General features: G+C 72.1%; 22 protein-coding genes. 11 read left to right on the top strand and 11 right to left on the bottom strand.

Going from position 1 to position 23,803, the window contains the following annotated elements; translation table 11 throughout:
* Window positions 1-47 precede the first annotated feature (47 nt).
* The 4 genes from V8J39_RS00840 to fabG form a co-directional block, all read right to left on the bottom strand.
* Window positions 48-977, bottom strand: a complete 930-nt coding sequence (locus V8J39_RS00840; protein ID WP_336458976.1) for an arginase family protein — start codon at window positions 975-977, stop codon at window positions 48-50.
* The gene (locus tag V8J39_RS00835; RefSeq protein ID WP_336458975.1) at window positions 974-1,498 is read right to left on the bottom strand and encodes a GNAT family N-acetyltransferase; all 525 of its coding nucleotides are present in this window, start codon (window positions 1,496-1,498) and stop codon (window positions 974-976) included. Before V8J39_RS00835 ends, V8J39_RS00840 begins: the two co-directional genes overlap by 4 nt.
* Window positions 1,499-1,718: 220 nt before the next feature.
* Window positions 1,719-1,952, bottom strand: coding sequence for an acyl carrier protein (locus V8J39_RS00830; RefSeq protein WP_150422503.1), 234 nt, complete (start codon window positions 1,950-1,952; stop codon window positions 1,719-1,721).
* A gap of 201 nt (window positions 1,953-2,153) precedes the next feature.
* The gene (fabG, locus tag V8J39_RS00825; RefSeq protein WP_336458974.1) at window positions 2,154-2,891 is read right to left on the bottom strand and encodes a 3-oxoacyl-ACP reductase FabG; all 738 of its coding nucleotides are present in this window, start codon (window positions 2,889-2,891) and stop codon (window positions 2,154-2,156) included.
* Between the two features lie 155 nt (window positions 2,892-3,046).
* Between fabG and V8J39_RS00820 the strand changes: the two genes are divergently transcribed.
* Window positions 3,047-3,532, top strand: coding sequence for a DUF2726 domain-containing protein (locus tag V8J39_RS00820; RefSeq protein ID WP_336458973.1), 486 nt, complete (start codon window positions 3,047-3,049; stop codon window positions 3,530-3,532).
* A gap of 40 nt (window positions 3,533-3,572) precedes the next feature.
* On the opposite strand, the gene fabD is transcribed toward V8J39_RS00820, so the two are convergent.
* A complete protein-coding gene (gene fabD, locus V8J39_RS00815) occupies window positions 3,573-4,517 on the bottom strand; it encodes an ACP S-malonyltransferase (RefSeq protein WP_336458972.1) in 945 nt (314 codons plus the stop codon).
* A gap of 181 nt (window positions 4,518-4,698) precedes the next feature.
* On the opposite strand from fabD, the gene V8J39_RS00810 reads away from it, so the two are divergent.
* Complete coding sequence (locus V8J39_RS00810) at window positions 4,699-5,886, top strand: cytochrome b/b6 domain-containing protein (RefSeq protein WP_336458971.1); 1,188 nt, start codon at window positions 4,699-4,701, stop codon at window positions 5,884-5,886.
* A gap of 342 nt (window positions 5,887-6,228) precedes the next feature.
* Here the strand turns inward: V8J39_RS00810 and recA are convergent, their stop codons facing one another.
* Window positions 6,229-7,302 (bottom strand): recombinase RecA, encoded by a 1,074-nt coding sequence (gene recA, locus V8J39_RS00805; protein ID WP_336458970.1) that lies wholly within the window; start codon window positions 7,300-7,302, stop codon window positions 6,229-6,231.
* Window positions 7,303-7,530: 228 nt separating this feature from the next.
* Between recA and V8J39_RS00800 the strand changes: the two genes are divergently transcribed.
* The gene (locus V8J39_RS00800) at window positions 7,531-8,121 is read left to right on the top strand and encodes a hypothetical protein (RefSeq protein ID WP_336458969.1); all 591 of its coding nucleotides are present in this window, start codon (window positions 7,531-7,533) and stop codon (window positions 8,119-8,121) included.
* A 103-nt stretch (window positions 8,122-8,224) separates the two neighbouring features.
* Here V8J39_RS00800 and V8J39_RS00795 read toward each other — a convergent pair whose 3' ends face one another.
* From V8J39_RS00795 to V8J39_RS00785, 3 genes are all read right to left on the bottom strand, one after another.
* The gene (locus V8J39_RS00795; RefSeq protein ID WP_336458968.1) at window positions 8,225-10,555 is read right to left on the bottom strand and encodes a hybrid sensor histidine kinase/response regulator; all 2,331 of its coding nucleotides are present in this window, start codon (window positions 10,553-10,555) and stop codon (window positions 8,225-8,227) included.
* A 301-nt stretch (window positions 10,556-10,856) separates the two neighbouring features.
* The gene (locus V8J39_RS00790) at window positions 10,857-12,041 is read right to left on the bottom strand and encodes an RsmB/NOP family class I SAM-dependent RNA methyltransferase (RefSeq protein ID WP_336458967.1); all 1,185 of its coding nucleotides are present in this window, start codon (window positions 12,039-12,041) and stop codon (window positions 10,857-10,859) included.
* Window positions 12,042-12,223: 182 nt separating this feature from the next.
* Window positions 12,224-12,976, bottom strand: coding sequence for a Crp/Fnr family transcriptional regulator (locus V8J39_RS00785; RefSeq protein WP_336458966.1), 753 nt, complete (start codon window positions 12,974-12,976; stop codon window positions 12,224-12,226).
* A gap of 128 nt (window positions 12,977-13,104) precedes the next feature.
* Between V8J39_RS00785 and V8J39_RS00780 the strand changes: the two genes are divergently transcribed.
* The 5 genes from V8J39_RS00780 (at window position 13,105) to lexA (ending at window position 16,951) form a co-directional block, all read left to right on the top strand.
* On the top strand, window positions 13,105-13,515 hold the full coding sequence (locus V8J39_RS00780; protein WP_336458965.1) for a hypothetical protein: 411 nt from the start codon (window positions 13,105-13,107) through the stop codon (window positions 13,513-13,515).
* A 109-nt stretch (window positions 13,516-13,624) separates the two neighbouring features.
* Entirely contained in the window at window positions 13,625-14,431 is an 807-nt protein-coding gene (trpC, locus tag V8J39_RS00775) for an indole-3-glycerol phosphate synthase TrpC (RefSeq protein WP_336458964.1), read from the top strand.
* Window positions 14,428-14,904, top strand: a complete 477-nt coding sequence (gene moaC, locus V8J39_RS00770; RefSeq protein ID WP_336458963.1) for a cyclic pyranopterin monophosphate synthase MoaC — start codon at window positions 14,428-14,430, stop codon at window positions 14,902-14,904. The genes trpC and moaC overlap by 4 nt, the downstream gene beginning before the upstream one ends.
* 26 nt (window positions 14,905-14,930) lie before the next feature.
* Window positions 14,931-16,112, top strand: a complete 1,182-nt coding sequence (locus V8J39_RS00765) for a molybdopterin molybdotransferase MoeA (RefSeq protein WP_336460161.1) — start codon at window positions 14,931-14,933, stop codon at window positions 16,110-16,112.
* 92 nt (window positions 16,113-16,204) lie between these two features.
* Window positions 16,205-16,951 carry a transcriptional repressor LexA gene (gene lexA / locus V8J39_RS00760; RefSeq protein WP_336458962.1) on the top strand — a complete coding sequence of 249 codons (747 nt, stop codon included), beginning with the start codon at window positions 16,205-16,207 and terminating at the stop codon, window positions 16,949-16,951.
* A 964-nt stretch (window positions 16,952-17,915) separates the two neighbouring features.
* Here lexA and V8J39_RS00755 read toward each other — a convergent pair.
* A complete protein-coding gene (locus V8J39_RS00755; protein ID WP_336458961.1) occupies window positions 17,916-19,091 on the bottom strand; it encodes a DUF6456 domain-containing protein in 1,176 nt (391 codons plus the stop codon).
* Between the two features lie 219 nt (window positions 19,092-19,310).
* On the opposite strand from V8J39_RS00755, the gene V8J39_RS00750 reads away from it, so the two are divergent.
* Window positions 19,311-19,727, top strand: coding sequence for a DUF6477 family protein (locus tag V8J39_RS00750; RefSeq protein ID WP_336458960.1), 417 nt, complete (start codon window positions 19,311-19,313; stop codon window positions 19,725-19,727).
* Here the strand turns inward: V8J39_RS00750 and V8J39_RS00745 are convergent.
* A complete protein-coding gene (locus tag V8J39_RS00745; RefSeq protein WP_336458959.1) occupies window positions 19,634-21,187 on the bottom strand; it encodes a trimethylamine methyltransferase family protein in 1,554 nt (517 codons plus the stop codon). The two genes, V8J39_RS00750 and V8J39_RS00745, sit on opposite strands and share 94 nt — an antisense overlap.
* A 158-nt stretch (window positions 21,188-21,345) precedes the next feature.
* Between V8J39_RS00745 and guaA the strand changes: the two genes are divergently transcribed.
* Window positions 21,346-22,902, top strand: a complete 1,557-nt coding sequence (guaA, locus tag V8J39_RS00740) for a glutamine-hydrolyzing GMP synthase (protein WP_336458958.1) — start codon at window positions 21,346-21,348, stop codon at window positions 22,900-22,902.
* 374 nt (window positions 22,903-23,276) lie between these two features.
* Complete coding sequence (locus tag V8J39_RS00735) at window positions 23,277-23,783, top strand: MaoC family dehydratase (protein WP_336458957.1); 507 nt, start codon at window positions 23,277-23,279, stop codon at window positions 23,781-23,783.
* Window positions 23,784-23,803: the final 20 nt, after the last annotated feature.

Below are 23,803 nucleotides of genomic sequence, written 5' to 3'. Positions count from 1 at the left end.
GGGCTTCTCCGTTCCGTGTAAGCTCTCAGGGCGCCCTGATAACGATGTTACCCCTGCCGCGCAACAATCCCCAGGATCGCGGCGGTCACTTGCGCGGCGACCAGCGCGCCCTGGCCGTCGATATCCTGCTCCGGCATGAACTCGACCACGTCGGCCGCGACGATGCGCCCGCGCGCCGCCGCGCCCTGCACCAGGCCGATGACGTCCCAGTAGGACAAGCCCCCGGCGGTGCGGGCAATCACCGCCGGCATCACCGCCGGATCGAGCGCGTCGCAATCGAGGCAGAGCGCGATCCGCGCCCCCTGCGGGATCGCGGCCAGCGCCCGGCCGATGCCGTCGCGCGCGACCTCGGCGGCGGGCACCAGCGTCGCCCCCCATGACGTCGCGTCCGCGACGTCGCCGACGCGCGCCGAGCCGATGCCGCGGCACCCGACCTGCACGATCCCCGCGACATGCGCCATCTCCGAGGCGCGGCGCATGGGCGAACTCAGGCCCAGCCGCTCGCCGTCGACCGCGTCGCGCCAGTCGATATGGGCGTCGATCTGCAGGATCCACAGCGGCTCGGGGCCCAGCGCGCCCAGCATCGGGATCGGCAGGGAATCGTCGCCGCCCAGGAACACCGGCACCCCGCCCCGCGCCGTGACCGCGCGCACCGCCGCCGCGATGCGCCCGCGGTTCGCCTCCGCCTCGCCATCGACCTGCGGCAGGTCGCCCAGGTCGGTCACCGTCGCGCCCTCGGGCACCACCGGGCCGCCGATGTCGAAATTCATGTGCGACAGGTTCGCGGCATAGGCCTGGCTCGCCGCCCGGATCGCCGCCGGCGCGCCCGCGCAATACGCCCCGACGCTGGCATAGGAGGTGATCGCCCCGGCCCCGATCAGCGCCGTGCCGCCCGCGAAGCTCTCGATCCGGCCCGCGGGCAGGCCCATGAAGGTCGCGCCCTCCCCGGCCCCGAACATCTTCCCCAGCGCGCTCATCCCGCCTCCCGCATCAGCAGCACCATCGCCTCGCCGCCGAAGCGGTCGTCGCGAAGATGGCGATAGCCGATGTCCTTGGCCAGCCGGATCGAGCCCGCATGGCGCGGCTCGATCATCACGAAGCTGCGCGCGAAGCCCTCGGCGTCGAACCAGCGGTGCACCGCCGCCACCGCTTCGCGGCCATAGCCAAGGCCCTGCGCCCTGGTCGCCAGCATCCAGCCGCATTCGGGCACCTCGTCCAGGCCCCGCAGCCCGCGCCGCGCCCGCATGAAGCCGACATGGCCCAGAAAGCCGCCGTCCTCGCGCCGGGTCACCGCCCAGATGCCATGGCCGAACAGCGGCCAGAACCCGGCGCAGAGCAGGAACGAGCTCCAGCTGCGGTCGGCGTCGCGGGTGCCGCCGACATGGGCGGTCACCGCCGGGTCCGACCACAGCGCCGCGTAATCGTCGAAATCCTCGGCGACGAGCGCGCGCAGCACCAGCCGCGGCGTCTGCAGGCGGGGGGCTGCCCCAAGGCTCATGGCGTCACCCTTTCCCCGGCCCGTCCCGTCGCGTCCCGGCTTTCGCATTGGTCAAAATATCCCGGGGGAGGCGCCGGCACGGCGCCGGGGGCGGAGCCCCCTTCCCTCAGACCGGGGCAGAGCCCCCTTCCCTCGGGCCTGAGACAGCGTCCCGCCCCCGAAATGCAAACGGCGCCCCCGGGGGAGCGCCGCAAGCGATGGTCTTCGTCGCGGAAGAAGCTCAGGCGGCTTCCGAGATGAATTTCACGGCATCGCCGAAGGTCTGGATGGTCTCGGCGGCGTCGTCCGGGATCTCGATGCCGAACTCTTCCTCGAAAGCCATGACCAGCTCGACGGTGTCGAGGCTGTCCGCGCCCAGATCGTCGATGAACGAGGCGTTCTCGGTCACCTTGTCCTCTTCGACGCCGAGATGCTCGACGACGATCTTCTTCACGCGATCAGCGATATCGCTCATGTCCTGTCCTCACAAAGCAGGCCCTTCGGCCCTGTCCGTTCCGTGTGCCCTCATCCCATCCGGGACCGGGGCGGTCAAGCGCCCCGGGAACGGGGCAAGCCGGGGGCGGTACCCCCGGGGTCGGCGCGCTAATAGCACACACTGATATGAAGGCAAACGCTTTCGCAAGCGCCAAATCCGGCGCCTGCGGCGGCGGTGGCGTCAGATCATCGCCATGCCGCCGTTGACGTGCAGCGTGGTGCCGGTGACATAGCCCGCCTCGGGCGAGGCGAGGTAGAGCGCGGCGCCCGCGATCTCGGCCACGTCGCCCATCCGGCCCGCCGGGATCTGGCCCAGGATCTTGGCCTTCTGCTCGTCGTTGAGCTTGTCGGTCATCGCGGTGGCGATGAAGCCCGGCGCGATGCAGTTGACGGTGATGCCGCGGCTCGCGACCTCGTAGGCCAGCGATTTCGACATGCCGACCATGCCGGCCTTGGCGGCGGCATAGTTGCCCTGCCCCGGGTTGCCGGTCGCGCCGACGACGGACGAGATGTTGATGATCCGGCCCCAGCGCGCCTTCATCATGCCGCGCAGCACGCCGCGGCACAGCCGGAAGGTCGAGGTCAGGTTGACGTCGATCACCGACTGCCATTCCTCGTCCGACATCCGCATGAACAGGTTGTCGCGGGTGATGCCGGCATTGTTGACCAGGATGTCGAGCCCGCCCATCGCGGCGACGGCGGCCTTCGGCAGCGCCTCGACCGCCGCGGCATCCGACAGGTTGCAGGGCAGCACGTGCGCGCGCCCGCCCAGCTCGGCCGCGAGCGCCTCGAGCGGCTCGGTCCGGGTGCCCGACAGCGCCACCGTGGCGCCCGCGCCGTGCAGGCTGCGCGCGATCGCGGCGCCGATGCCGCCCGAAGCGCCGGTCACCAGCGCCGTCTTCCCACCCAGATCGAACATGGCCTTACTCCTTGGGGTCCTGCGGCGGTCGCCCGCCATTGCCCCGCCCCATAGCAGCCGACCACGAATGGCGCCACCCGCGACCTGAAAACGCCACATTGCCGGGTCTCTGTCGGACGGGCGCCGCCGTGGCGCCCCCGCACAGGACAGCCCCGATGTACGCACGCCGCCCCGACGCCTCCCGCCGCGACAGCCTCGAGGACATCGCTCCGCCGGCCGGCACCTGCGCCCGGGCGGTGTTCGACCCCTGCGAGATCGACTGGCTGGGCTATCTGGACATCGCGGTCGAGACGCTGGGCGACGGCCACAGGCTGGCGCCGCAGCTGTCGCTGGCCAAGCTGGTGACCCTGCCCGCCGGCGCCTCGGCCTGGGGGCGGGTGCTGCGCCACCGCGCCGATTTCACCGTGCTCGACCGCGACGGCCGCCCCGTCGCCGTGCTCGAGATCGCGGCGGGCGCCCATGCGCGCGACCTCGACCGCGCCGGGCGCTGGCAGGACAGCCGCCGCCTGCTCGAGGCCGCGGGCATCGCCTGCCACGAGATCACCGGGACCACCGATGTCGAGACGCTGTTTTGCTGGCTCGCGCCGCTGCTGGACCCGGCCCATGGCCGCGCGGCCCCGGCGCTGCAGCTGATCGCCTGACCCCCACCCGCACCCGACCGGCGCGGGTGGCGCGGCGGCCTCAGCCCTTGGCCGCGGCCACGTCCTCGGGCGTGCCGATGGCGCGGGTCTGCGCCTCCTTGGCGATGCGCTTGACCATGCCCGACAGCGCCTTGCCGGCGCCGATCTCGCAGAATTCGGTCACGCCGCCGGGCCCGGCCATCCAGGCCACGCTCTCGCGCCAGCGCACCGAGCCGGTCACCTGCCGCACCAGCAGGTCGCGGATCTCGGCCGGGTCGGTCACCGGCGCGGCGGTCACGTTGGCCACCACCGGCACCGCGGGCGCCGCGATCGCCACCTCGGCCAGCGCCGTGCGCATCGCCTCGGCCGCGGGCTGCATCAGCGCGCAGTGGAAGGGGGCCGACACCGGCAGCAGGATCGCGCGCTTGGCGCCCCGGGCCTTGGCGATCTCGACCGCCCGCTCGACCGCGGCCCGGTGGCCCGAGATCACCACCTGCGCGGGGTCGTTGTCGTTCGCCGCCTGGCAGATCTCGCCGCGCGGACCCGCGGCCACCGCCTCGCGCGCCACCTCGTCGGCCGCCGCGAAATCCAGCCCCAGCAGCGCCGCCATCGCGCCGACGCCGACCGGCACCGCCGATTGCATCGCCTGCCCGCGCAACCGCAGCAGCCGCGCCGTATCCGACAGGCCAAGCGATCCGGCCGCGCAGAGCGCCGAGTATTCCCCCAGCGAGTGGCCGGCCACGAAGGCCGCATCCGTCACCGCGATCCCCTCGGCCGCCAGCGCGCGCACCGCCGCCATCGAGGTCGCCATCAGCGCGGGCTGCGCGTTCTCGGTCAGGGTCAGCGTCTCGATGTCGCCTTCCCAGATCAGCGCCGACAGCTTCTGCCCGAGCGCGTCGTCGACCTCGTCGAAGACGGCGCGCGCGGCGGGCCAGGCCTCGGCCAGCGCGCGGCCCATGCCGATGGCCTGGGCGCCCTGGCCGGGGAAGACGAATGCGCGGGTCATGGGATCACTCCTGCTGGAAACGCGGTTGCCCCGCCCATAACCGGCGATCACGCGCGAGACAACTCCCCGTCAGGAATGCTGCGGCGCCGCACAAATCCTGTGCGCCCCCCTGCGCTTCCGCACACAGGCGCCCCGGCGTATCCTGGCCCGACACTCCCCTTCGACCTGCGGATGGCCCTGGATGATCTCGAATACCGAAACCGGCTTTGGGGCCGTCGCCCGCGCGCTGCACTGGCTGACGGCGCTCTTGATCCTCAGCGCGCTGGCGCTGGGGCTGTACGGCGAAAGCCTGCCGCGCGGCACCGGGGACGAGGTCGCGCGGGTGGCCGCGCTCTACTCGGTGCACAAGACGATCGGCATCACCGCCTTCTTCGTCGCGCTGGCCCGGATCCTGTGGGCGCTGACCCAGCACCGCCCCGCGCCGCTGCACCCGGCCCGCCGGGCCGAGACCTTCCTGGCCGAGACCGTGCACTGGGCGCTTTACGGCGCGATGGTGGTCATGCCGCTGTCGGGCTGGATCCACCACGCGGCGCTCGACGGCTTCGCGCCGATCCTGTGGCCCTTCGGCCAGGACCTGCCCTTCGTGCCGAAATCCGACGCCGTGGCCCATGTCTCGGGCGCGGTGCACGGGCTGTCGGCCTGGGTGATCTATGTCACCGTCGGGCTGCACGTGCTGGGCGCGCTCAAGCACGCGGTCGTCGACCGCGACGGCACGATCGCGCGGATGACGACCGGACGGGGCCCCGCGGTGGGCTTTGGCGGCGCGCATCTCGCCCCGGCGGCGGCGGCCGTGGTGATCTGGGGCGGCGTGATCGGCACGGCGCTGGCGACCGCCGCCGCGCCGGACGCGGCCCCGGCCGCGCCCGCCGCCACCGCCTCGGCCTCGGCCGGTGCGCATCCCTGGACGGTGACCGAGGGCACGCTGTCGATCTCGCTCGTGCAGATGGGCTCGGCCGTGACCGGCAGCTTCACCGGCTGGTCGGCGGCGATCGACTATGACGAGGCCGCGCGCAGCGGCCATGTCGAGGTCGCGATCCCGCTCTCGGGGCTCAAGCTCGGCTCGGTGACCGACCAGGCGCTGGGGGCCGAGTTCTTCGATGCCGCCAACCACCCCTCGGCCCAGTTCGCCGCCGACATCGCCCCCGGCGAGGGCACGGGGCTGGTCGCCACCGGCACGCTGTCGCTGCGCGGCGCCGATATGCCGGTGACCCTGCCCTTCACCCTCGCGATCGAGGGCGACACCGCGCGGATGCAGGGCGAGGCGGTGATCGACCGGCGCGACTGGGGCATCGGGCCGACCTACAAGGACGAGGCGACGGTGGGCTTCCCGGTCACCGTGACGGTCGACCTGACGGCGACCCGGGGCTGAGCGCCGCGCCGCGCCCGTGGCCGAGCCGGCCCCGGCCCGGAAGCGGCCGGCCCGAACTCGGACGTGGCCCGGAAATGGCCCCGGAGACCGCCCCGAACGCGGTCCCGAATGCGGCCCCGAATGCGGCCCCGAGTGCGGCGCGGTCACGGCCCTCAACGCGCCCGGACGCGGCCCTGGCGGATGACGCAGGCGGTCCGCGCCCGACCCGGCAACCGCGCGCCGACGCAAAACGGGCGCCCCCTCTCGCGAGTGGGGCGCCCGGTTGGTGCCTGTCGTTGCCGCCTGTCGTTGCCGGCAGGCCCGCCCTTTCCGGCAGGCCCGTCGTCATCGGCGGGAAAAGCCTCAGCTTTCCATCACGTCGTCGCCGTCCTCGGTCATCGGCGCGCCGAAATCGAGGCCGTGGCTCGCGCGGATCTTGTCCTCGATCGACATCGCCACGTCGGGGTTGTCGCGCAGGAACTGCTTGGCATTCTCGCGGCCCTGGCCGATGCGCTCGTCGCCGTAGGAATACCACGAGCCCGATTTCTCGACGATCCCGGCCTTCACGCCCAGGTCGACGATCTCGCCGGTCTTCGAGATGCCCTCGCCGTACATGATGTCGAACTCGACCTGCTTGAACGGCGGCGCCACCTTGTTCTTCACGACCTTCACGCGGGTGGTGTTGCCCACCACCTCGTCGCGGTCCTTGATCGAGCCGATGCGGCGGATGTCGAGCCGGACGCTCGCGTAGAACTTCAGCGCGTTGCCGCCCGTGGTCGTCTCGGGGCTGCCGAACATGACGCCGATCTTCATCCGGATCTGGTTGATGAAGATCACCATGCAGTTGCTGCGCCCGATCGAGGCGGTCAGCTTGCGCATCGCCTGGCTCATCAGGCGGGCCTGGGCACCGACGGTCGCGTCGCCCATGTCGCCTTCCAGTTCCGCCTTCGGCGTCAGCGCCGCGACCGAGTCGACCACGATCATCGAGACCGCGCCCGAGCGCACCAGCGTGTCGACGATCTCGAGCGCCTGCTCGCCGGTGTCGGGCTGCGAGATCAGCAGTTCGTCCAGGTTCACGCCCAGCTTCTTGGCGTACTGGGGATCAAGCGCATGCTCGGCATCGACGAAGGCGCAGACGCCGCCCTTCTTCTGCTCTTCGGCCACCGCATGCAGCGTCAGCGTGGTCTTGCCCGAGCTTTCCGGCCCGTAGATCTCGACGATCCGGCCCTTGGGCAGGCCGCCGATGCCCAGCGCGATGTCGAGCGAGAGCGAGCCCGTCGAGGTCGCCTCGATCTCCATCACCGGGTTGTCGGCGCCAAGCTTCATGATCGAGCCCTTGCCGAACTGCCGTTCGATCTGGGCCAGCGCGCTTTCCAGCGCCTTCTGCTTGTCCGCGTTGCGCTTGTCGTTCATGTCGAAGAGGTTCGTCGCTGCCATGGGTCCCGATCCTTATGTCACGGTCGGCCAGCGGCGGCAATCAAGCCGCCCGCGATCCGCCGAAAGGGTTTTGTTCCGCACTTGTTCTCGCCGTTATGAGATCAAAAAGAGAACAAATCAATGATTAACTACACGCCTCGGAGTTTTTCCGCGCTGTGGTTAATGCCCGGTTTACAGGGCGCGGACCAAGGCCCTAGACCGGGCCGCAAGTGACGGGAGAGATGGCGAATGCTGGTGTTCTGGAGACCGCGGCTGGTGTTTCTGGCCAACAGCCGCACCGGCTCGACCTCGATCGAGACCGCGCTCGAGTCGCTGGCCAATGTCGCGATCGCGCGGCCGCCCGAGCTGAAGCATGTCGGCCAGCGCGCCTACCGCGCCCATCTCGCGCCGCTGCTGGCGGGCGCCGCGGGCGGCGCGGGCTTCGAGACGGTGGCGGTGATCCGCGAGCCGCTCGACTGGCTGGCCAGCTGGTACCGCGAACTGCGGCTCGAGGCCGAGGAGGGCGATGCCGCGGCGGCCGGCAGCTTCGAGAGCTTCGCCGAGGCCTTCCTCGCCGATCCCGGGCCGCGGCCGCTGGGGATCGAGGACCAGGCCAGCTTCCTGACCGACGACAGCGGCCGGGTCGGGGTCGACCACCTGTTCCGCTACGAGGAGATCGACCGGCTGGTCGGCTTCCTCGAGGACCGGCTGGGATGCGAGATCATCCTGCCGCGGCTGCGGGCCTCGGCCCCGGCCGAGACGGCGCTGTCGCCCGGCCTCGCCGCCCGGCTGGGCGCGCGCCTGGCCGCGGACCGTGCGATCTGGCAGGCGGCGGGCTGACCGCCCGGCGCGCGGCCTCGACCCCGCCCCGACCGGCACCTCGGCCCCGCTGCTGATACCCCGCACCGGAAGCGGCCCGGGCCACCCGCCGCGGGGGCCGGGGTCAGGCGATCTCGCGCTCGACGATGGCGGTGAGGTCGGCGAGCGAGAACGGCTTTTGCAGGAAGGCCGCGCTGCCGATGCGGGCGTCGCGATCCTCGAGCGCATCCTCGGCATAGCCCGACATGAAGATCACCGGCACCTGCGGCCGCGCGCCCAGCGCGCGTTCGACCCAGGCCGGGCCGTCGAGCCCCGGCATGATCACGTCCGACACGAACAGGTCGATCCCGAGATCGCGGTCGGCGAGGATCTCGAGCGCGGCCTCGCCGCAATCGGCCTCGATCACGTCATAGCCCTTGAGGCGCAGCGCGCGGCTGGCGAAGGCGCGCACCGGGGTCTCGTCCTCGACCAGCAGCACCGTGCCCTGCCCCATCCGCTGCGCGCGGCGCGGCGGCGCGATCGGCGCGGGCTCGGCGATGTCGCGGGTGCCCGCGGGCAGCGCCGGCAGCCAGATCTCGAAGACCGAGCCCTGCCCCATCACGCTGTCCACGAAGAGATAGCCGCTGGACTGCTTGACGATGCCATAGGCGGTCGACAGCCCGAGCCCGGTGCCCTCGGCGCCGCGCTTGGTGGTGTAGAACGGCTCGAAGATCTTCGAGAGGTGCTCGGGCGGGATGCCGGTGCCGCTGTCGATGATGCGGATCACCACATAGGGGCCGCGCGGCACCTCGGCCCGGTCGCGGGTCACCGGCTGGGTCAGCTGGGTGTTGGCGGTCTCGATCCGCACGGTGCCGCCGTCGGGCATCGCGTCGCGGGCATTGACCACGAGGTTGACGATCACCTGCTCGAGCTGGCGCGGATCGGCGCGGATCGGCAGCAGGTCGGGCACCTGCATCAGCTGCAGCCGCACCTTCTCGCCCACCAGCCGGTTCAGCAGGTGGGTCAGGTCCACCACCAGCTCGCGCAGGTCGAGCACCTGCGGATGCAGCGTCTGCTTGCGCGAGAAGGCCAGCAGCTGGCTGACCAGCGCCGCGGCGCGGTTGGCGTTCTGGCTGATCTGCTCGAGATCGGCGAAATCGGGATCGCCGCGGTCGTGGCGCAGCTTCAGCAGGTCGCAATGCCCGCCGATCGCGGTCAGCAGGTTGTTGAAATCATGCGCGACCCCGCCGGCAAGCTGGCCGATCGCCTGCATCTTCTGGCTTTGCGAGATCTGCGCCTCGAGCGTCTTGAGCTGGGTCGCGTCGGCGAGGATGGCGATCAGCGACAGCCCGCCCTCGCCGCTGCCGCCGGCGGCGCGGCACAGCGTGACCTGCAGGAATTCCTCGGCCCCCGGCCGGCGCAGGCGCAGCACCTCGGGGCGGCGGTCGATGCGCCCGCCGACGGTGTCCTCGATCCAGTCCGAGATCGGCCGGCCCAGCCCCTCGAGCAGCTGGGCGAGCCCGGTGCCCGGCTCGACCTTGCCCAGCATCGCGCGCGCCGCGGTGTTCATCCGCTCGATCCGGCCATCGACCGACAGCCGCAGCATCGCCACCGGCAGCGTGTCGAAGCCGGTGGGGTCGGCCTCGTCGCGGGCGGGCGCGGGCAGGACGTAGATCTCGCGCCGGCCGGCCGCGCCCTCGATCTCGGCCAGGCAGACCCGCAGCGTGCCGCCCTCGGCCAGCACCAGCCGCCGCTCGGCGCCCGAGACCACCGGCGCCGGGCCGATCAGCGCCGAAAGGCTGCGCGGCGCGGGGCCGGTGATCCGGCGCAGCGCCTCGTTCATGTAAAGCACGGTGCCGCTGCGCGAGACAGCGAGCATCGGCAGCCGGTCGCCGGTGCCGCGCGGGTCGGCGCCGGGCGTGACCCGTTCCTCGAGCCGCCACAGGTGGCTGTCGTCGTCGATCCGGCGCACCGACAGGCGCACGCGGCCGCGGGTGATGGCGATGTCCTCCTGCGCGGTGCCGGCGCGGTCGGCCTTGGCGCCCAGCCGCTGCACCACGGTGGCGGGGCTGGCCAGCAGTTCGGACAGCGCGATCACCAGCCCGTCCTCGCGCCGCAGGCCGTAGCGTTCGCTTGCGGCGCGATTCTGCAGCAGCACCCGCCCGCCGGCATCGGTGACGAAGCTGGGGGTCAGGTCGTCCGCCACAAGCTCGGCGATCTGGGCCAGGCGCTGGTCGAGCACGAGGCCCTGGCGCCCGGCGATCACCCGCATCACGAAGAACACCCCCGCCAGCCCGCAGGCGACGGCGGCGCCGATCAGCCCCGCCGGCCGGTCCCAGTGCGCCAGGGCGATGCTGGAGGCCAGCACCGCGAGCGGCAGCAGCCAGAGGCTGCGCTGGCTGAGCGAGGCCGCCAGCCGCATCACCGGCCGTTGCGGGCGCGACACCGGGTCGAACTTGCGTGCCGCTTCGATCACTCGTCCCTCCACCAAGGCCGTGACCTTACCATGCGCGGAGTAGAGACCCGAGGTGTTAATCGAGCGTTAACGAGAAACGGCGCCCAATGCGCGCCGCCCCCGTCAGTGGCGGGAAGCTGCCGGAGGCAGCGGCGACCGCGGCCCCCCCGTGCTGCGGGAAGAGGCTCTGGCGAACCACGGCAGGCGTCGCCCGCCCCCGGGCCGGCCGCCCGCGGGCAAACCGCCACCGGAAGGTCCGGCCGCAGGACAACCGGGTACAGGCCGACCGGATTCGGGCCGACCGGAATCAGGCCGACTTCAGTCAGGCGGGGGCGCGCAGCACCGCGGCATAGAAGCCGTCGCCACCGTCGAGCGGGGTCAGCCGCCGCTCGGCCTCGAGCCGCCAGCCGGGGCAGCGGGCCAGGAAGGCCGCGACTTGGGCGCCGTTCTCGGCCGACAGCATCGAGCAGGTGGCATAGGCCAGCACGCCGCCCGGCCGCACCAGCGCCGCCGCCCGGTCGAGGATCCCGGCCTGGATCCCGGTCAGCTCGGCCAGGCGCGCGGGGGTCAGCGTCCATTTCGCCTCGGGCGCGCGGCGCCAGCTGCCCGAGCCCGAGCAGGGCACGTCGGTCAGCACCAGATCGAAGGTCTGCCCCGCCAGCGCGGGCGTGCGCGCGAGCGCCACCTTCACCCCCGCCCGCGCCGCGCGCGCCGGCAGGTCGCGCATCCGGCCCGGGTCGGCGTCATGGACGGTGAACCGCGCCGCGACCCGCGCCGCCATCGCCAGCGTCTTGCCGCCGCCGCCGGCGCAGTAGTCGAGGATCCGCCCGCCCGCGGGCAGCGGCAGCATCTCGACCACGGCCTGGCTCGCGGCATCCTGCAGCTCGACCAGCCCGTCGAGATAGGGGGCGGCGGTGCGCAGCCGGGTCGCGCCGGCCGTGACCTCGATCGCCGCGGCGGCGAGCGGATGCGCCCGCCCCTCGATCCCCGCCGCGGCCAGCGCGGCGATCGCGCCGTCGCGGTCGGTGCGGGCAAGGTTGGCGCGCAGGACCACCGGCGCGCGCGCCCGCAGCGCGCCCAGCACCGCCGCGGCATCGGCGCCGAGGCTCTCGCGCATCGGGTCCAGCAGCCAGTCGGGGCAGTCGAGCGCCACCGCCTCGGGCATCGCGCCCGCCGCGGCCAGCGCCGCGGCCTCGCCGGGGTCGAGCGCGGGCGGGGCGTGGCCCTCGCCGGTGAAGAGCGTGGCGGGATCGGTGCCCGCCGCCACGAGCCCGCCCAGCACCAGCTGCCGGCCGGTGGCGCGCCCCGCCCCGGCGCCGCCGCGCCAGCCCTGCGAGCGCAGGCAGCGCAGCGCGGTGAAGACATGGTCGCGGATCGCCGCACGGTCGCCCGAGCCCGCGAAGCGGTGCGCGCGCGCCCAGCCGGTCAGCGCCTGCTCGGCCGGCATGCCGTCCTGCTGGCGGTCGAGGATCTCGATCGCGGCGGCGAGGCGGGCGGCTGGGGTCATCGCGGGGGCGCTCCGGTTGGTGTCGGCCGCTTCTAGCCAAGCCGCCCCCGCGCGTCAAAGCGCGGCGGCCACGCGGGGCACGGGTCACGGCACAGGACGGGCCACGCGGTCGGGCCGACGGCCGGGGCAGGACCGGCAGCGGGCGGCGCGCCACGGCGCGGTCAGCCGGGTGAGGATATCGACTAAAGCAGCGGGCGGCGCGGCATCTCGTCGTCGATCATCGCGAGGCTGGCAAGCTGGCGCCGCCCCGGCAGCCGCAGCTGCCCGCCCGACCAGTCGGCGAGCCCCCCCGCCTTCAGCCGCGCCAGCGTCTTGTTGGTATGCACCAAAGACAGCCCCAGCGCATCGGCCAGGTCCTGCTGGCGGTAGGGCAGCGCCACCGGGCCGCCGTTGGCCAGCAGCGCCCCCTCGGGATCGTCGAGCATCGCCAGCCGGTCATGCAGCCGCACCAGCGCCCAGGCGATCCGCTGGGTCGCGTCAAGCTGCCCGATCGTCGCCAGCGTCTCGCCCAGGAACACCTCCTCGACCGCCGCGAGCCAGGTCACCGAATAGGCGCGCTTGGGCTGGTTGCGCAGCAGGTCCCACAGCCCGTTGCGGTCGAAGACGCACAGGCTCATCCGCGTCGTCGCCTCGACCGAGTGGCGCATCTCGCCCATCACCGCCGCCTGCAACCCCACAAGGTCGCCCGGCATCACGAAGCTGATCACCTGCCGCTGGCCGCTGGGGAATGTCTTCTGACGCAGCCCCATCCCCTCGAGCACGGTGTAGAACTGCGCGCTTGCCGCGCCCTCCATCAGCACCGTGCGCCCCGGCTCGACCGTCAGTTCCCCCAGCTTGAAGCTGCTCATGTAGCGCAGCTCGTCCTCGCTCGGGACCTCGAATAGCGGATTGCAGCGCAGGGGGCAGTCGAAGCAGGAGACCGTTGGAGAATTCAACCGAGAAAATCCTTCCGCTATGTCACAGTTAAATGCGCCAAATGCGAACCGGTTCCATTTACAGCGCATGCGCTGCCACCTCCCCGGGGCGGCGGGCCCATGACGTGACAGGACAAAGGACCTCCCGGATGACATCGACAGCAGGGACCTATCTGATCCTGACCCGCCACCTGATCGTCGCCGAGGACCTCGCGCAGATCCTGGCCCAGCACGACCCCACCGGCGCGGTCCTGCGCGCCCGCGACCCCGAGGCGGCGGCGGCGCTTCTGGACGGCGCGGCGCGGGTCTCGCTCGCGTTTCTCGCCGATGCCCATGGCCAGGAGGGCTGGGACGAGGCGCTGGCGATGGTCGAGGCGCGCGGCGCCCGCGTCGTGCTGATCCCGCGCGACGACGACCCCGCCCCCAAGGACACCGCCCGCTTCACCGTGCTCGAACGCCCGTTCACCACCGAGATGGTGCTGGCGGTGCTCGCAAGCCTCGCCCCGCGCCACGGCAAGGCCGCCGGTAGGGAGTCGGGTCAGGAGGCGGGCCAAGGCTAGGTCCGGCGGCGGCCGGCAGCGGCAGCGGCCGTCGCGGTGGCCGTCGCGGTGGCAGTCGCGGTGGCCTCGCGTCTTTGCAAAGGCCCGCGAAGGCGCTAGGAAGACGGCCATGCACATCCTCGACAAGATCAAGGCCTACAAGCTCGACGAGATCGCCGCCGCCAAGGCGCAGCGGTCGCTTGCCGATCTCGAGGCCGCCGCGCGGGCGCAGACGCCGACGCGCGGCTTCGCCGCCCGGCTCGCCGAGGCGTCCCTCACCGGCTATGGCCTGATCGCCGAGATCAAGAAGGCCTCGCCCTCGAAGGGGCTGATCCGGCCCGATTTCGACCCGCCCGCGCTGGCCCGCGCCTATGCCGAGGGCGGCGCGACCTGCCTGTCGGTGCTGACCGACTTCCCCTCGTTCCAGGGCGCGCCCGACTTCCTGACGGCGGCGCGCGACGCCTGCGCGCTGCCCGCGCTGCGCAAGGATTTCCTCTATGACACCTACCAGGTGGCCGAGGCCCGCGCCTGGGGCGCCGACTGCATCCTGATCATCATGGCCTCGGTCGAGGACGCGCTGGCGGCCGAGCTTGAGGCCGCCGCGACCGAGCACGGGATGGACGTGCTGGTCGAGGTGCACGACGAGGCCGAGCTTGACCGCGCGCTCGCGCTCAGCTCGCCGCTGCTGGGCATCAACAACCGCAACCTCAAGACCTTCGACGTGACGCTCGACACCACGCGCCGGCTGGCGCCGCGGGTGCCCGCCGACCGCCGGCTGGTCTGCGAGAGCGGCCTCTTCACCCCCGCCGACCTGGCCGCGATGGCCGATGTCGGCGCGCGCAGCTTCCTGATCGGCGAAAGCCTGATGCGGCAGGCGGACGTGGCCGCGGCCACCCGCGCGATCCTCGCCAATCCGCGCGCGGCGACGGCGGCATGAGCCTGACGCATTTCGACCCCGAGGGCCGCGCCCACATGGTCGATGTCTCGGCCAAGCCCGACACCGCGCGCGAGGCCGTGGCCGAGGCGCTGGTGATCATGTCGCCCGACACGCTGGCGCTGGTCGTCGCGGGCACCGCGGCCAAGGGTGACGTGCTGGGCGTGGCGCGGCTGGCCGGGATCATGGGGGCGAAGCGGACCGCAGAGCTGATCCCGCTGTGCCACCCGCTGCCGATCACCAAGGTGACGCTCGACCTCGTGCCCGAGCCCGCGCTGCCGGGCGTGCGGATCACCGCCACCGTGCGCACCGCCGGCAAGACCGGGGTCGAGATGGAGGCGCTGACCGCGGCCTCGGTCGCGGGGCTGACGGTCTACGACATGCTCAAGGCGGCCGAGAAGGGCATCAGGATCGAAGGGCTGCGGCTGCTGTCGAAGGACGGCGGCAAGTCCGGCAGCTGGCGGGCCGAAGGCTGATGCCGGCCGAACCGACGCCCGGCGCGCTGATCTCGGTCGACGAGGCGCTGGCGCGCGTCCTTGCGCTCGCCGACCCGCCGCAACCCGAGACGGTGGCCCTGCGCCGGGCCGCGGGCCGGGTGCTGGTGCAGCCGGTGACGGCGCGGCGCGACCAGCCGCCCTTCGATGCCTCGGCCATGGACGGCTACGCGATCCGCGACGAGGATCACGCCCCGGGCGCGGTGCTGACGGTGATCGGCGAGGCCGGCGCGGGCCATGGCTTCGCGGGCACGCCCGGCCCGGGCGAGGCGGTGCGGATCTTCACCGGCGCCCCCGTCCCCGCCGGCGCGAGCCGCGTCGTGCTGCAGGAGGACGTGGCGCGCGACGGCGCGCGGATCACGCTTGGCGACCGGCTCGAGGCGGCGCGCCACATCCGCCCGCGCGGACAGGATTTCCGCGACGGCGACACGATCGCCGCGCCGCGCCTGCTGCGCCCGGCCGACGTGGCGCTGATCGCCTCGATGAACGTCGCCACCGTCACCGTGGCCCGCGCCCCCGAGGTCGCGATCCTCGCCACCGGGGACGAGCTGGTGATGCCGGGCGAGGACCCCGCCCCCGACCAGATCGTCGCCTCGAACAGCTTCGCGCTCGCCGCGATGGCCGAGGCCGCGGGCGCGCGGGTGCGGATGCTGCCGCTTGGCCGCGACAGCCGCGAGAGCCTGCACCAGGCCTTCGCGCTGGCGGCGGGGGCGGACCTGATCGTGACCATCGGCAGCGCCTCGGTGGGCGATCACGACCTCGTCGGCGCGGTGGCCGAAGAGCTGGGGATGCAGCGCGCCTTCTGGAAGATCGCGCTGCGCCCGGGCAAGCCGCTGATGGCCGGCCGCCTCGGGACCGCGCGGCTGCTGGGCCTGCCGGGCAACCCGGTGTCGGCCATCGTCTGCGGCCACCTGTTCCTGTTGCCGCTTCTTGCGAGGATGCAGGGATTGCCGGGCGAGATCAGGACCCTGCAGGCCGAACTTGCGGCGGACCTGCCGGCGAACGGCCCCCGCGCCCACTACATGCGCGCCCATCTCGCCCCCGGCGCGGCCCTGCCCCGGATCACGCCGGCCGACAGCCAGGACAGCGCGCGGCTGCGGCTGCTGTCCGAGGCCGACGCGCTTCTGGTCCGCCCGGTCGGCGACGGCCCCCGGCGCGCGGGCGAGGTGGTGGGCTACATCCCGATCTGATCGGACGCGCTTGACACAAAAGCGGAACACGGGCAGAACGTTGAGCGAACGCGCGGCGATCCCACGCCCGCGACTCGTCGGAGGTTCGGTCGATGCTGACCCGCAAGCAACTGGAACTGCTTGAATTCATCCAGAAGCGGATGGATCGCGACGGGGTTCCCCCCTCGTTCGACGAGATGAAGGAAGCGCTGGACCTGCGGTCGAAATCCGGGATCCACCGGCTGATCACCGCGCTCGAGGAACGCGGCTTCATCCGCCGCCTCGCGCACCGCGCCCGCGCGATCGAGATCGTGAAGCTGCCCGAGGCGATGGAGCGGACCCGCCGGGCCGACGCGGCGCAGCGTCCCGCCGCGCCGCCGGCCTTCGCGCCCAAGGTGATCGAGGGGACGAAGCCGCAGCCTGCAGATCGGGCCGCGGATCGGCCCGCCGCGGCGATGCCGGTGGCGGCGGTGCACGCGATGGAGCTGCCGGTGATGGGCCGGATCGCCGCCGGCGTGCCGATCGAGGCGATCTCGGAAGTGTCGCACATGGTGGCGGTGCCGGGGTCTATGCTGGCGGGGCGCGGGCAGCACTACGCGCTCGAGGTGCGCGGCGATTCGATGATCGAGGCCGGGATCAACGACGGCGACATCGTCGTGATCCGCGAGCAGGACACCGCCGAGAACGGCGAGATCGTGGTGGCGCTGGTCGAGGGGGCCGAGGCCACGCTGAAATACTACCGCCGCCGCGGCGGGATGATCGCGCTCGAGGCCGCGAACCCGGCCTACGAGACCCGGATCCTGCCCGACTCGGCCGTGCAGGTGCAGGGCCGGCTGGTCGGGCTGATCCGCAGCTACTGACCCCCGCCGTCGCGGCACGGGCCGACGCGCGCCGATCGGCCCCGCCCGGTCGTTGGCGGCCAGTGCCGGCCGTACGGTGGGAAGCCGCCAGAGCGCGCCGGACGCCACGCCAGGGCTCATCTCAGAGCCCGCGCCGATGGCCATGCGGGATCTCGTGCCCGAGCGGCTGCTCAAGCCCGCGCCCCTTCCGGGAAACCCCGCCAAAAACCGTTCAGGCCCGGGGCAGAGCGGGAAACCCCTTCGGGAACCGCCGGTGCCCATGGCTGAGCGAGGGAACGCCGCCAGGGTCACCACATGCCTCTGCAGAACGGCCCCCGCGCCGGAATCTGCCCAAAGCCCGGGGCTGTGCGGCCCGCCCTTCGGAAACCGCCAGTGCCGATGACGAGCGAGGAATTTCCTCCAGGGGCTGCACCTCTCCATGCAGAGTGGCCCCCGCGCCGGAAGCTGCCCCAAGCCCGGGGCTGTGCAGCCCGCCCCTTCGGAAACCGCCGGGGCCGATGACGAACCAGGAACTTCCGCCAGAGGCTGCACCTGTTCCTGCAAAGCGGGGAGACCTTGCCGGAAGCTGCCCAAGGCGGGGGCTGGGCGGGACACCCTTCGGAAACCGCCGGTGCCAATGACGAGCGAGGAATTTCCTCCAGGGGCTGTACCTGTCCACGCAGAGCGGCCCCCGGCGCCGGAAGCTGCCCCAAGCCCGGGGCTGTGCGGCCCGCCCTCCGGAAACCGCCGGGGCCGATGACGAACCAGGAACTTCCGCCAGAGGCTGCACCTATACCTGCAAAGCGGGGAGACCTTGCCGAAACCTGCCCAAGGCGGGGGATGGGCGGGACACCCCGCCGAACCCCGCCCACGCCCATGTTCAGGCTGCCCGCCTGTCGCCCCCCCCCCGAGGCCATGCCTGAGCGGGACATCCGATCGCCCTCCGCACTCGCCCGCGCCGGGGCGGTACACGATGGGGCGCTCGTCAGCCGATCATGCGCGGGGCGTTGCCGTAGACGTCGTCGTAGTGGCGCTTGAGCTGCATCAGCGCGATGCGCAACACGATCTTGCCCGAGCGCGCCGACCAGCCCATCCGCTGCTCGGCCGCCTCGAGCCCCTCGAGGTAGCAGCAGCAGCGCAGGACCATGTCGCCCAAGCCCGGGCCCAGCGCCCGCAGCGCCGCCGCCACCCGGTCGCGCGCCGCCGCCGAGCCGTTGTCGGCACCGCCCCCGGGCCGGAAGCCGCCGCGGTCCGACGAGGTCAGGAACCGCTCCCAATTCTGCGCCACGCGCGGGCCAAGCTGCGCAAGCTCGAAATCCTCGCGCAGCCGCTCGCCCGCGGCGACCAGCTCCTGCGACAGGAACGGCTGGCCGTCGCGGTCGCGCCGCCGCGCCAGCGCCGTCAGCGGGCTTTCGGCAAGGTTGCAGCGTTGCGCCCGCAGCCGGCCATCCTCGGGCGAGGGCAGATCGCGCGTGACCCACTCGCGGTGCTGCTCGGCAAATCCGCCGCCGGCGGCGGCGGCGGCGGCGGCCGACCGGCCCGGCACGTCCCCCTGCGCCCCGGCCGCCGCCGCGGGCAGCAGCCGCCCCCCGGTCGAGGCCCGGCGCAGCGCGGCCCGGCCCGGCGCGCTGATCGTGTACAGCAGCACCCGCCCCTGCCGGCGGTCGAGCGCGATCCAGTCGTTGATCGCCAGAAGCTGCAGCAACCCCCGCTCGGCCACCGCGCGGCGCACGCCGTCGCGCAGCACCGCCGCGCGCTCCATCCCCGGCGCGACCGCCAGGAAGGCGCCGGTCTCGGCCAGCCGGGTCAGGATCCGCAGCGCCTGCGCCTCGGCATCGGGCGGCAGCTCGGCCGCGCCCGCAGCGGGCCGCGCGCCGGAAATGTGTTGGCTCATTCCCTCATCCTCTCTGATCGCGCGCGACGGTCCGGGCTGGCCCGCGGCCCGTGTGCCCAGCGCCCCCAGCGCCCCCAGCACCTCGTCGACCAGCGGATCGTCCCGCCGGGCCTCGAGGCGCCGGACCCGGCGCAGGACGGTCGAGGCATGGCAGCCGCATTCGCGCGCCAGCGCGCGGATCGACCGTCCCTCCTCGACATGGCTGAGATACAGGCGCAGATCACCAGCGAGGCAGGAGAGGCCCGCTTCGGCTTCGCCCCAGGACAAGGGCGTCTTCCCCCTTGGTGACATCGGCGGTTCTTTCGTTTCCGCCCCCGCAACAACCGTCCGCTGCATTGGTTACCCGTTCGTTAAGAAAATCGAACGAGCCCATCATCGTTTACAGAAACCTAATTCTTCCGGACCCCAGCGTTCGCATGACCCGCCGCCGGCGCAACACCCCGCCGGCCGGGCGCAGGATCGTCGCCGCAGATCGCGGAGGTGAAGATGTCGAAGCATTTCGTGGCCCCGAAAGCGCGGATGCGCCCGAAGCTGTTGCTGCGGGCGGCGCGGATGGGGCTGGCGCAGTACCGGCGCGAACCGGTGCTGCGCCGGCTGCTGGCCGTGCCGGTGGCGCCCGGGCCGGCCGCGGCGGTGGCCGCGCTCGCCCCGGTCGAGGCGGGGCTCGAGGCGCAGCGCCGCGCCGGCGACCCGGCCTATCGGCCCGGCCGGCACGTCGCGGTGGTGATCGCGCTGATCGCCGAGCGCCGGGTACTGGCCGAACCGGACGGGCCGGAACCGGGGGCCGAGCCGGGACCCGGCCCCGAAGTCTACAGGAAGCTGTCGGCCATCGAGTCCTTGCGCTGGCGCACGAAGGCGGTCAGCGCCTCTCCGATCGCGGGGTCGATCGCCGGCCTGACATAGCTTGCCAGCATCTTCTCGACCCGGACGGCGGCGAGGGCGGTGGTGTCGCGCGCGCCCTCCTCCTCCCAGGTCTCGAAGGGCTTGTAGTCCAGCAGATCAGTGCGCCAGAACGCCTGCTTGAAATTCGCCTGGGTATGGGCGCAGCCGAGGTAGTGCCCGCCGGGTCCGACCTCGCGGATCGCGTCCATGCCCTGCGCGTTCTCGTCGATCGCGACGCCCGCGGCCATGCGGTGCAGGATCCCCAGCTGGTCGGCGTCCATCACGAACTTCTCGTAGCTGGAGACGAGCCCGCCCTCGAGCCAGCCGCAGGCGTGCAGCATGAAGTTCACCCCCGACAGAAGCCCCATGTTCAGCGAGTTCGCGGATTCGTAGGCGCCCTGCGCGTCGGGCAGCTTGGCGCCGGTGAAGGCCCCGGCCGAACGGTACGGGAGCCCGAGGCGGCGGGCGAGCTGGCCCGCGCCATAGGTGATCTGGCTGGCTTCGGGGGTGCCGAAGGTCGGCGCGCCCGAGTTCATGTCGATCGAGGTGACGAAGGCGCCGAAGATCACCGGCGCGCCCTTGCGCACGAGCTGGCTGTAGGCGACGCCGGCCAGCACCTCGGCCAGCACCTGGGTCAGCGTGCCCGCCACCGTCACCGGCGCCATCGCACCGCCGACGATGAAGGGCGAGATGATGCAGGCCTGGTTCGCGCGGGCGTAGACCTCGAGAGAGCCCATCATCACCGAATCAAAGGTCAGCGGCGAGTTGATGTTGATGAGCGAGGTCATCACGGTGTTGCGGTCGACGAAATCGGCGCCGAACAGGATCTTCGACATCTCGACCGAATCCGCGGCCCGCGCCGGCTCGGTCACCGAGCCCATGTAGGGCTTGTCCGACAGCGTCATGTGCGCCAGCAGCATGTCGAGATGGCGCTTGTTCACCGGCACGTCGGTCGGCTCGCAGACGGTGCCGCCCGAATGGTGCAGCCATTTCGACATGTAGCCGAGCTTCACGAAGTTCTGGAAATCGGCCAGCGTGGCATAGCGCCGCCCGCCGGCCGCGTCGCGCACGAAGGGCGGGCCGTAGACCGGCGCCAGCACCAGCGACCGCCCGCCGATCTCGACCGTGCGCTCGGGGTTGCGGGCGTGCTGGACGATGCGCGCGGGCGCGGTGGCGCACAGCTGCCGGGCCAGGCCGCGCGGGATGCGCACCCGCTCGCCGCGCACGTCGGCGCCGGCCGCGCGCCACAGATCGAGCGCGGCGGGGTTTTCCACGAAGTTGACGCCGATCTCCTCCAGCACCGTCTCGGCGTTGTGCTCGATCAGCTCCAGCGCCTCGTCGTTGAGCAGGGCGAGGTCGGGGATGTTGCGCTCGATGAAGCGCGCGGTCTCGAAATGCACTGCCGAGCGCTCCGCGCGCCGCGCGGCCCCCCCGCCCGACCGGCCCCGTGCCGGGGACGCCCGTCCTGCCTGGTCGTTCATCGCTGCCTCCCGCATGCGTGTCGTGGTCGAATCTAGCCGCTGCGGCGGCGTGGCCCGGGTCGGTTTTCGGCATCCGGCAACCGAAAGCGACATAGCCCGCCCGGTCGCGAAGCGCGACCCTCTTGCGCAGGGCGTCGGCGCGCCCTATGCGCAGGCGCATGACCCAGCATGATCGCCTTCTCATCATCGACTTCGGCAGCCAGGTGACGCAGCTCATCGCCCGGCGTCTGCGCGAGTTGAACGTCTACTGCGAAATCCATCCGTTCAACCGGGTGGACGAGGCCTTCCTCCGGGAGTTCGCGCCAAAGGCGGTGATCTTCTCGGGCGGCCCCGCTTCCGTGATGGACGAGGGTTCGCCCCGTCCGCCGGCGGGCGTCTTCGACCTTGGCGTGCCGATCCTGGGGATCTGCTATGGCCAGCAGGTGATGATGGAATGCCTGGGCGGCAAGGTCGAGCGCGGCCACGGCACCGCCGAGTTCGGGCGCGCCTTCGTGCAGCCCGAGATCGAGACCATCGACCTGCTGGAGGGCTGGTTCGCCGCCGGCCGCGAGCAGGTGTGGATGAGCCACGGCGACCACGTCTCGAAGATCGCGCCGGGGTTCAAGGTCTACGGCACCTCGCCCAACGCCCCCTTCGCGATCACCGCCGATCTCGAGCGCAAGTTCTACGCCGTGCAGTTCCACCCCGAGGTGCACCACACCCCGAAGGGCGCGGCGCTTTACGAGAACTTCGTGCGCATCGCGGGCTTCAAGGGCGACTGGACCATGGCCGCCTATCGCGACGAGATGGTGGCCAAGATCCGCGAGCAGGTGGGCGACGCCAAGGTGATCTGCGCGCTGTCGGGCGGGGTCGACAGCTCGGTCGCCGCCGCGCTGATCCACGAGGCGATCGGCGACAACCTGACCTGCGTCTTCGTCGACCATGGCCTGCTGCGCCTGAACGAGGGCGAGCAGGTCGTCGCGATGTTCCGCGACCACATGAACCTGCAGGTGATCCACGCGCAGGAGCAGGAGCTGTTCCTGGGCGAGCTTGAGGGCGTGTCGGACCCCGAGACCAAGCGCAAGATCATCGGGCGGCTCTTCATCGACGTGTTCCAGAAATACGCCGACCAGATCGAGGGCGCGCGGTTCCTCGCGCAGGGGACGCTCTATCCCGACGTCATCGAATCGGTGTCGTTCTCGGGCGGCCCGTCGGTCACGATCAAGTCGCACCACAATGTCGGCGGCCTGCCCGAGAAGATGGGGCTGAAGCTGGTCGAGCCGCTGCGCGAGCTGTTCAAGGACGAGGTCCGCGCGCTGGGTCGCCAGCTGGGCCTGCCCGACAGCTTCATCGGCCGCCACCCCTTCCCCGGCCCCGGCCTTGCCATCCGCTGCCCCGGCGAGATCACGCGCGAAAAGCTCGACATCCTGCGTCAGGCGGATGCGGTCTACATCGACCAGATCCGCAAGCACGGGCTTTATGACGAGATCTGGCAGGCCTTCGCCGCGATCCTGCCGATGCGCACCGTGGGCGTGATGGGCGACGGGCGGACCTATGACTATGCCCTGTCGCTGCGCGCCGTGACCTCGGTCGACGGCATGACGGCGGATTACTATCCGTTCACGCACGAGTTCCTCGGCGAGACGATGACGCGGATCATCAACGAGGTGCGTGGCATCAACCGGGTGTTCTACGACGTCACCTCTAAGCCGCCGGGCACGATCGAGCTGGAGTGACCCCGACGCCGCGCGCCCTGCCGGCCGCGACCGTCCCGACCGACCCCGAAGGCCCGCCGCAGCGCGGGCCTTTTCGCATCCGCGCGCGGCATCGCCCCGCCCCCGTTGCCTCCCCCGTTTCCGCCCCCGACTCTGCCGGCACCGCTGCCGTGCGGCATTTGTCCGTGCAAATGCGGCACGGCCCTGCGCGGCGGCGGCCGTCTGAGAAAATGACACGATGTCAATATCTTGCCGGAAAGTTCCCGCGCCGCGGCCGTTTCGCCTTGACGGCGAGGGGGCATTTGGCGCTTACTTTGTTCGGACATACGAACAAAGTGGAACAGGCGGGGAGCTTGCTCGCGCGGCGGATGCCCGGACACGACGGAGGAGGAGCCGTGAAGAAGATTGGAGACCAGCGCTACCGGGGTGAGATCGGGCGCTATTACGAGGATTTCGAGGTCGGCGACGTCTACGAGCACAGGCCCGGGCGCACGATCACGGAAGCCGACAACATCAACTTTTCGCTGATGACGATGAACCTGCACCCGATGCACTGCGACGCGGCCTATGCCGCGAAGTCGGAATTCGGCAAGCCGCTGGTCAACAGCGGGCTGACGGTGGCCATCGTGCTGGGCATGACCGTGCCCGACGTCAGCGGCAAGGCGATCGCCAACCTCGGCTGGGAAAGCATCAAGCTGACCGCGCCGGTGTTCCCCGGCGACACGATCTATGCCGAATCCGAGGTGCTGGACAAACGCGAGTCGAAGTCGCGCCCCGGTGCCGGCATCGTCAAGGTCCGCACCCTTGGCCGCAAGGCCGACGGCACCGTGTTCATGAGCTTCGACCGCCTGGCGCTGATCCAGAAGCGGGCGGGCAACATCGACGAGGCCGCGGGCTACTAGCCCGCCACCGGTGCGGCGGG

Source organism: Frigidibacter sp. MR17.24 (assembly GCF_037095655.1).
Taxonomy (GTDB): domain Bacteria; phylum Pseudomonadota; class Alphaproteobacteria; order Rhodobacterales; family Rhodobacteraceae; genus Frigidibacter.
The sequence above is the reverse complement of the archived record's forward strand: the minus strand, read 5'-3'. Positions and strand labels throughout refer to the sequence as shown.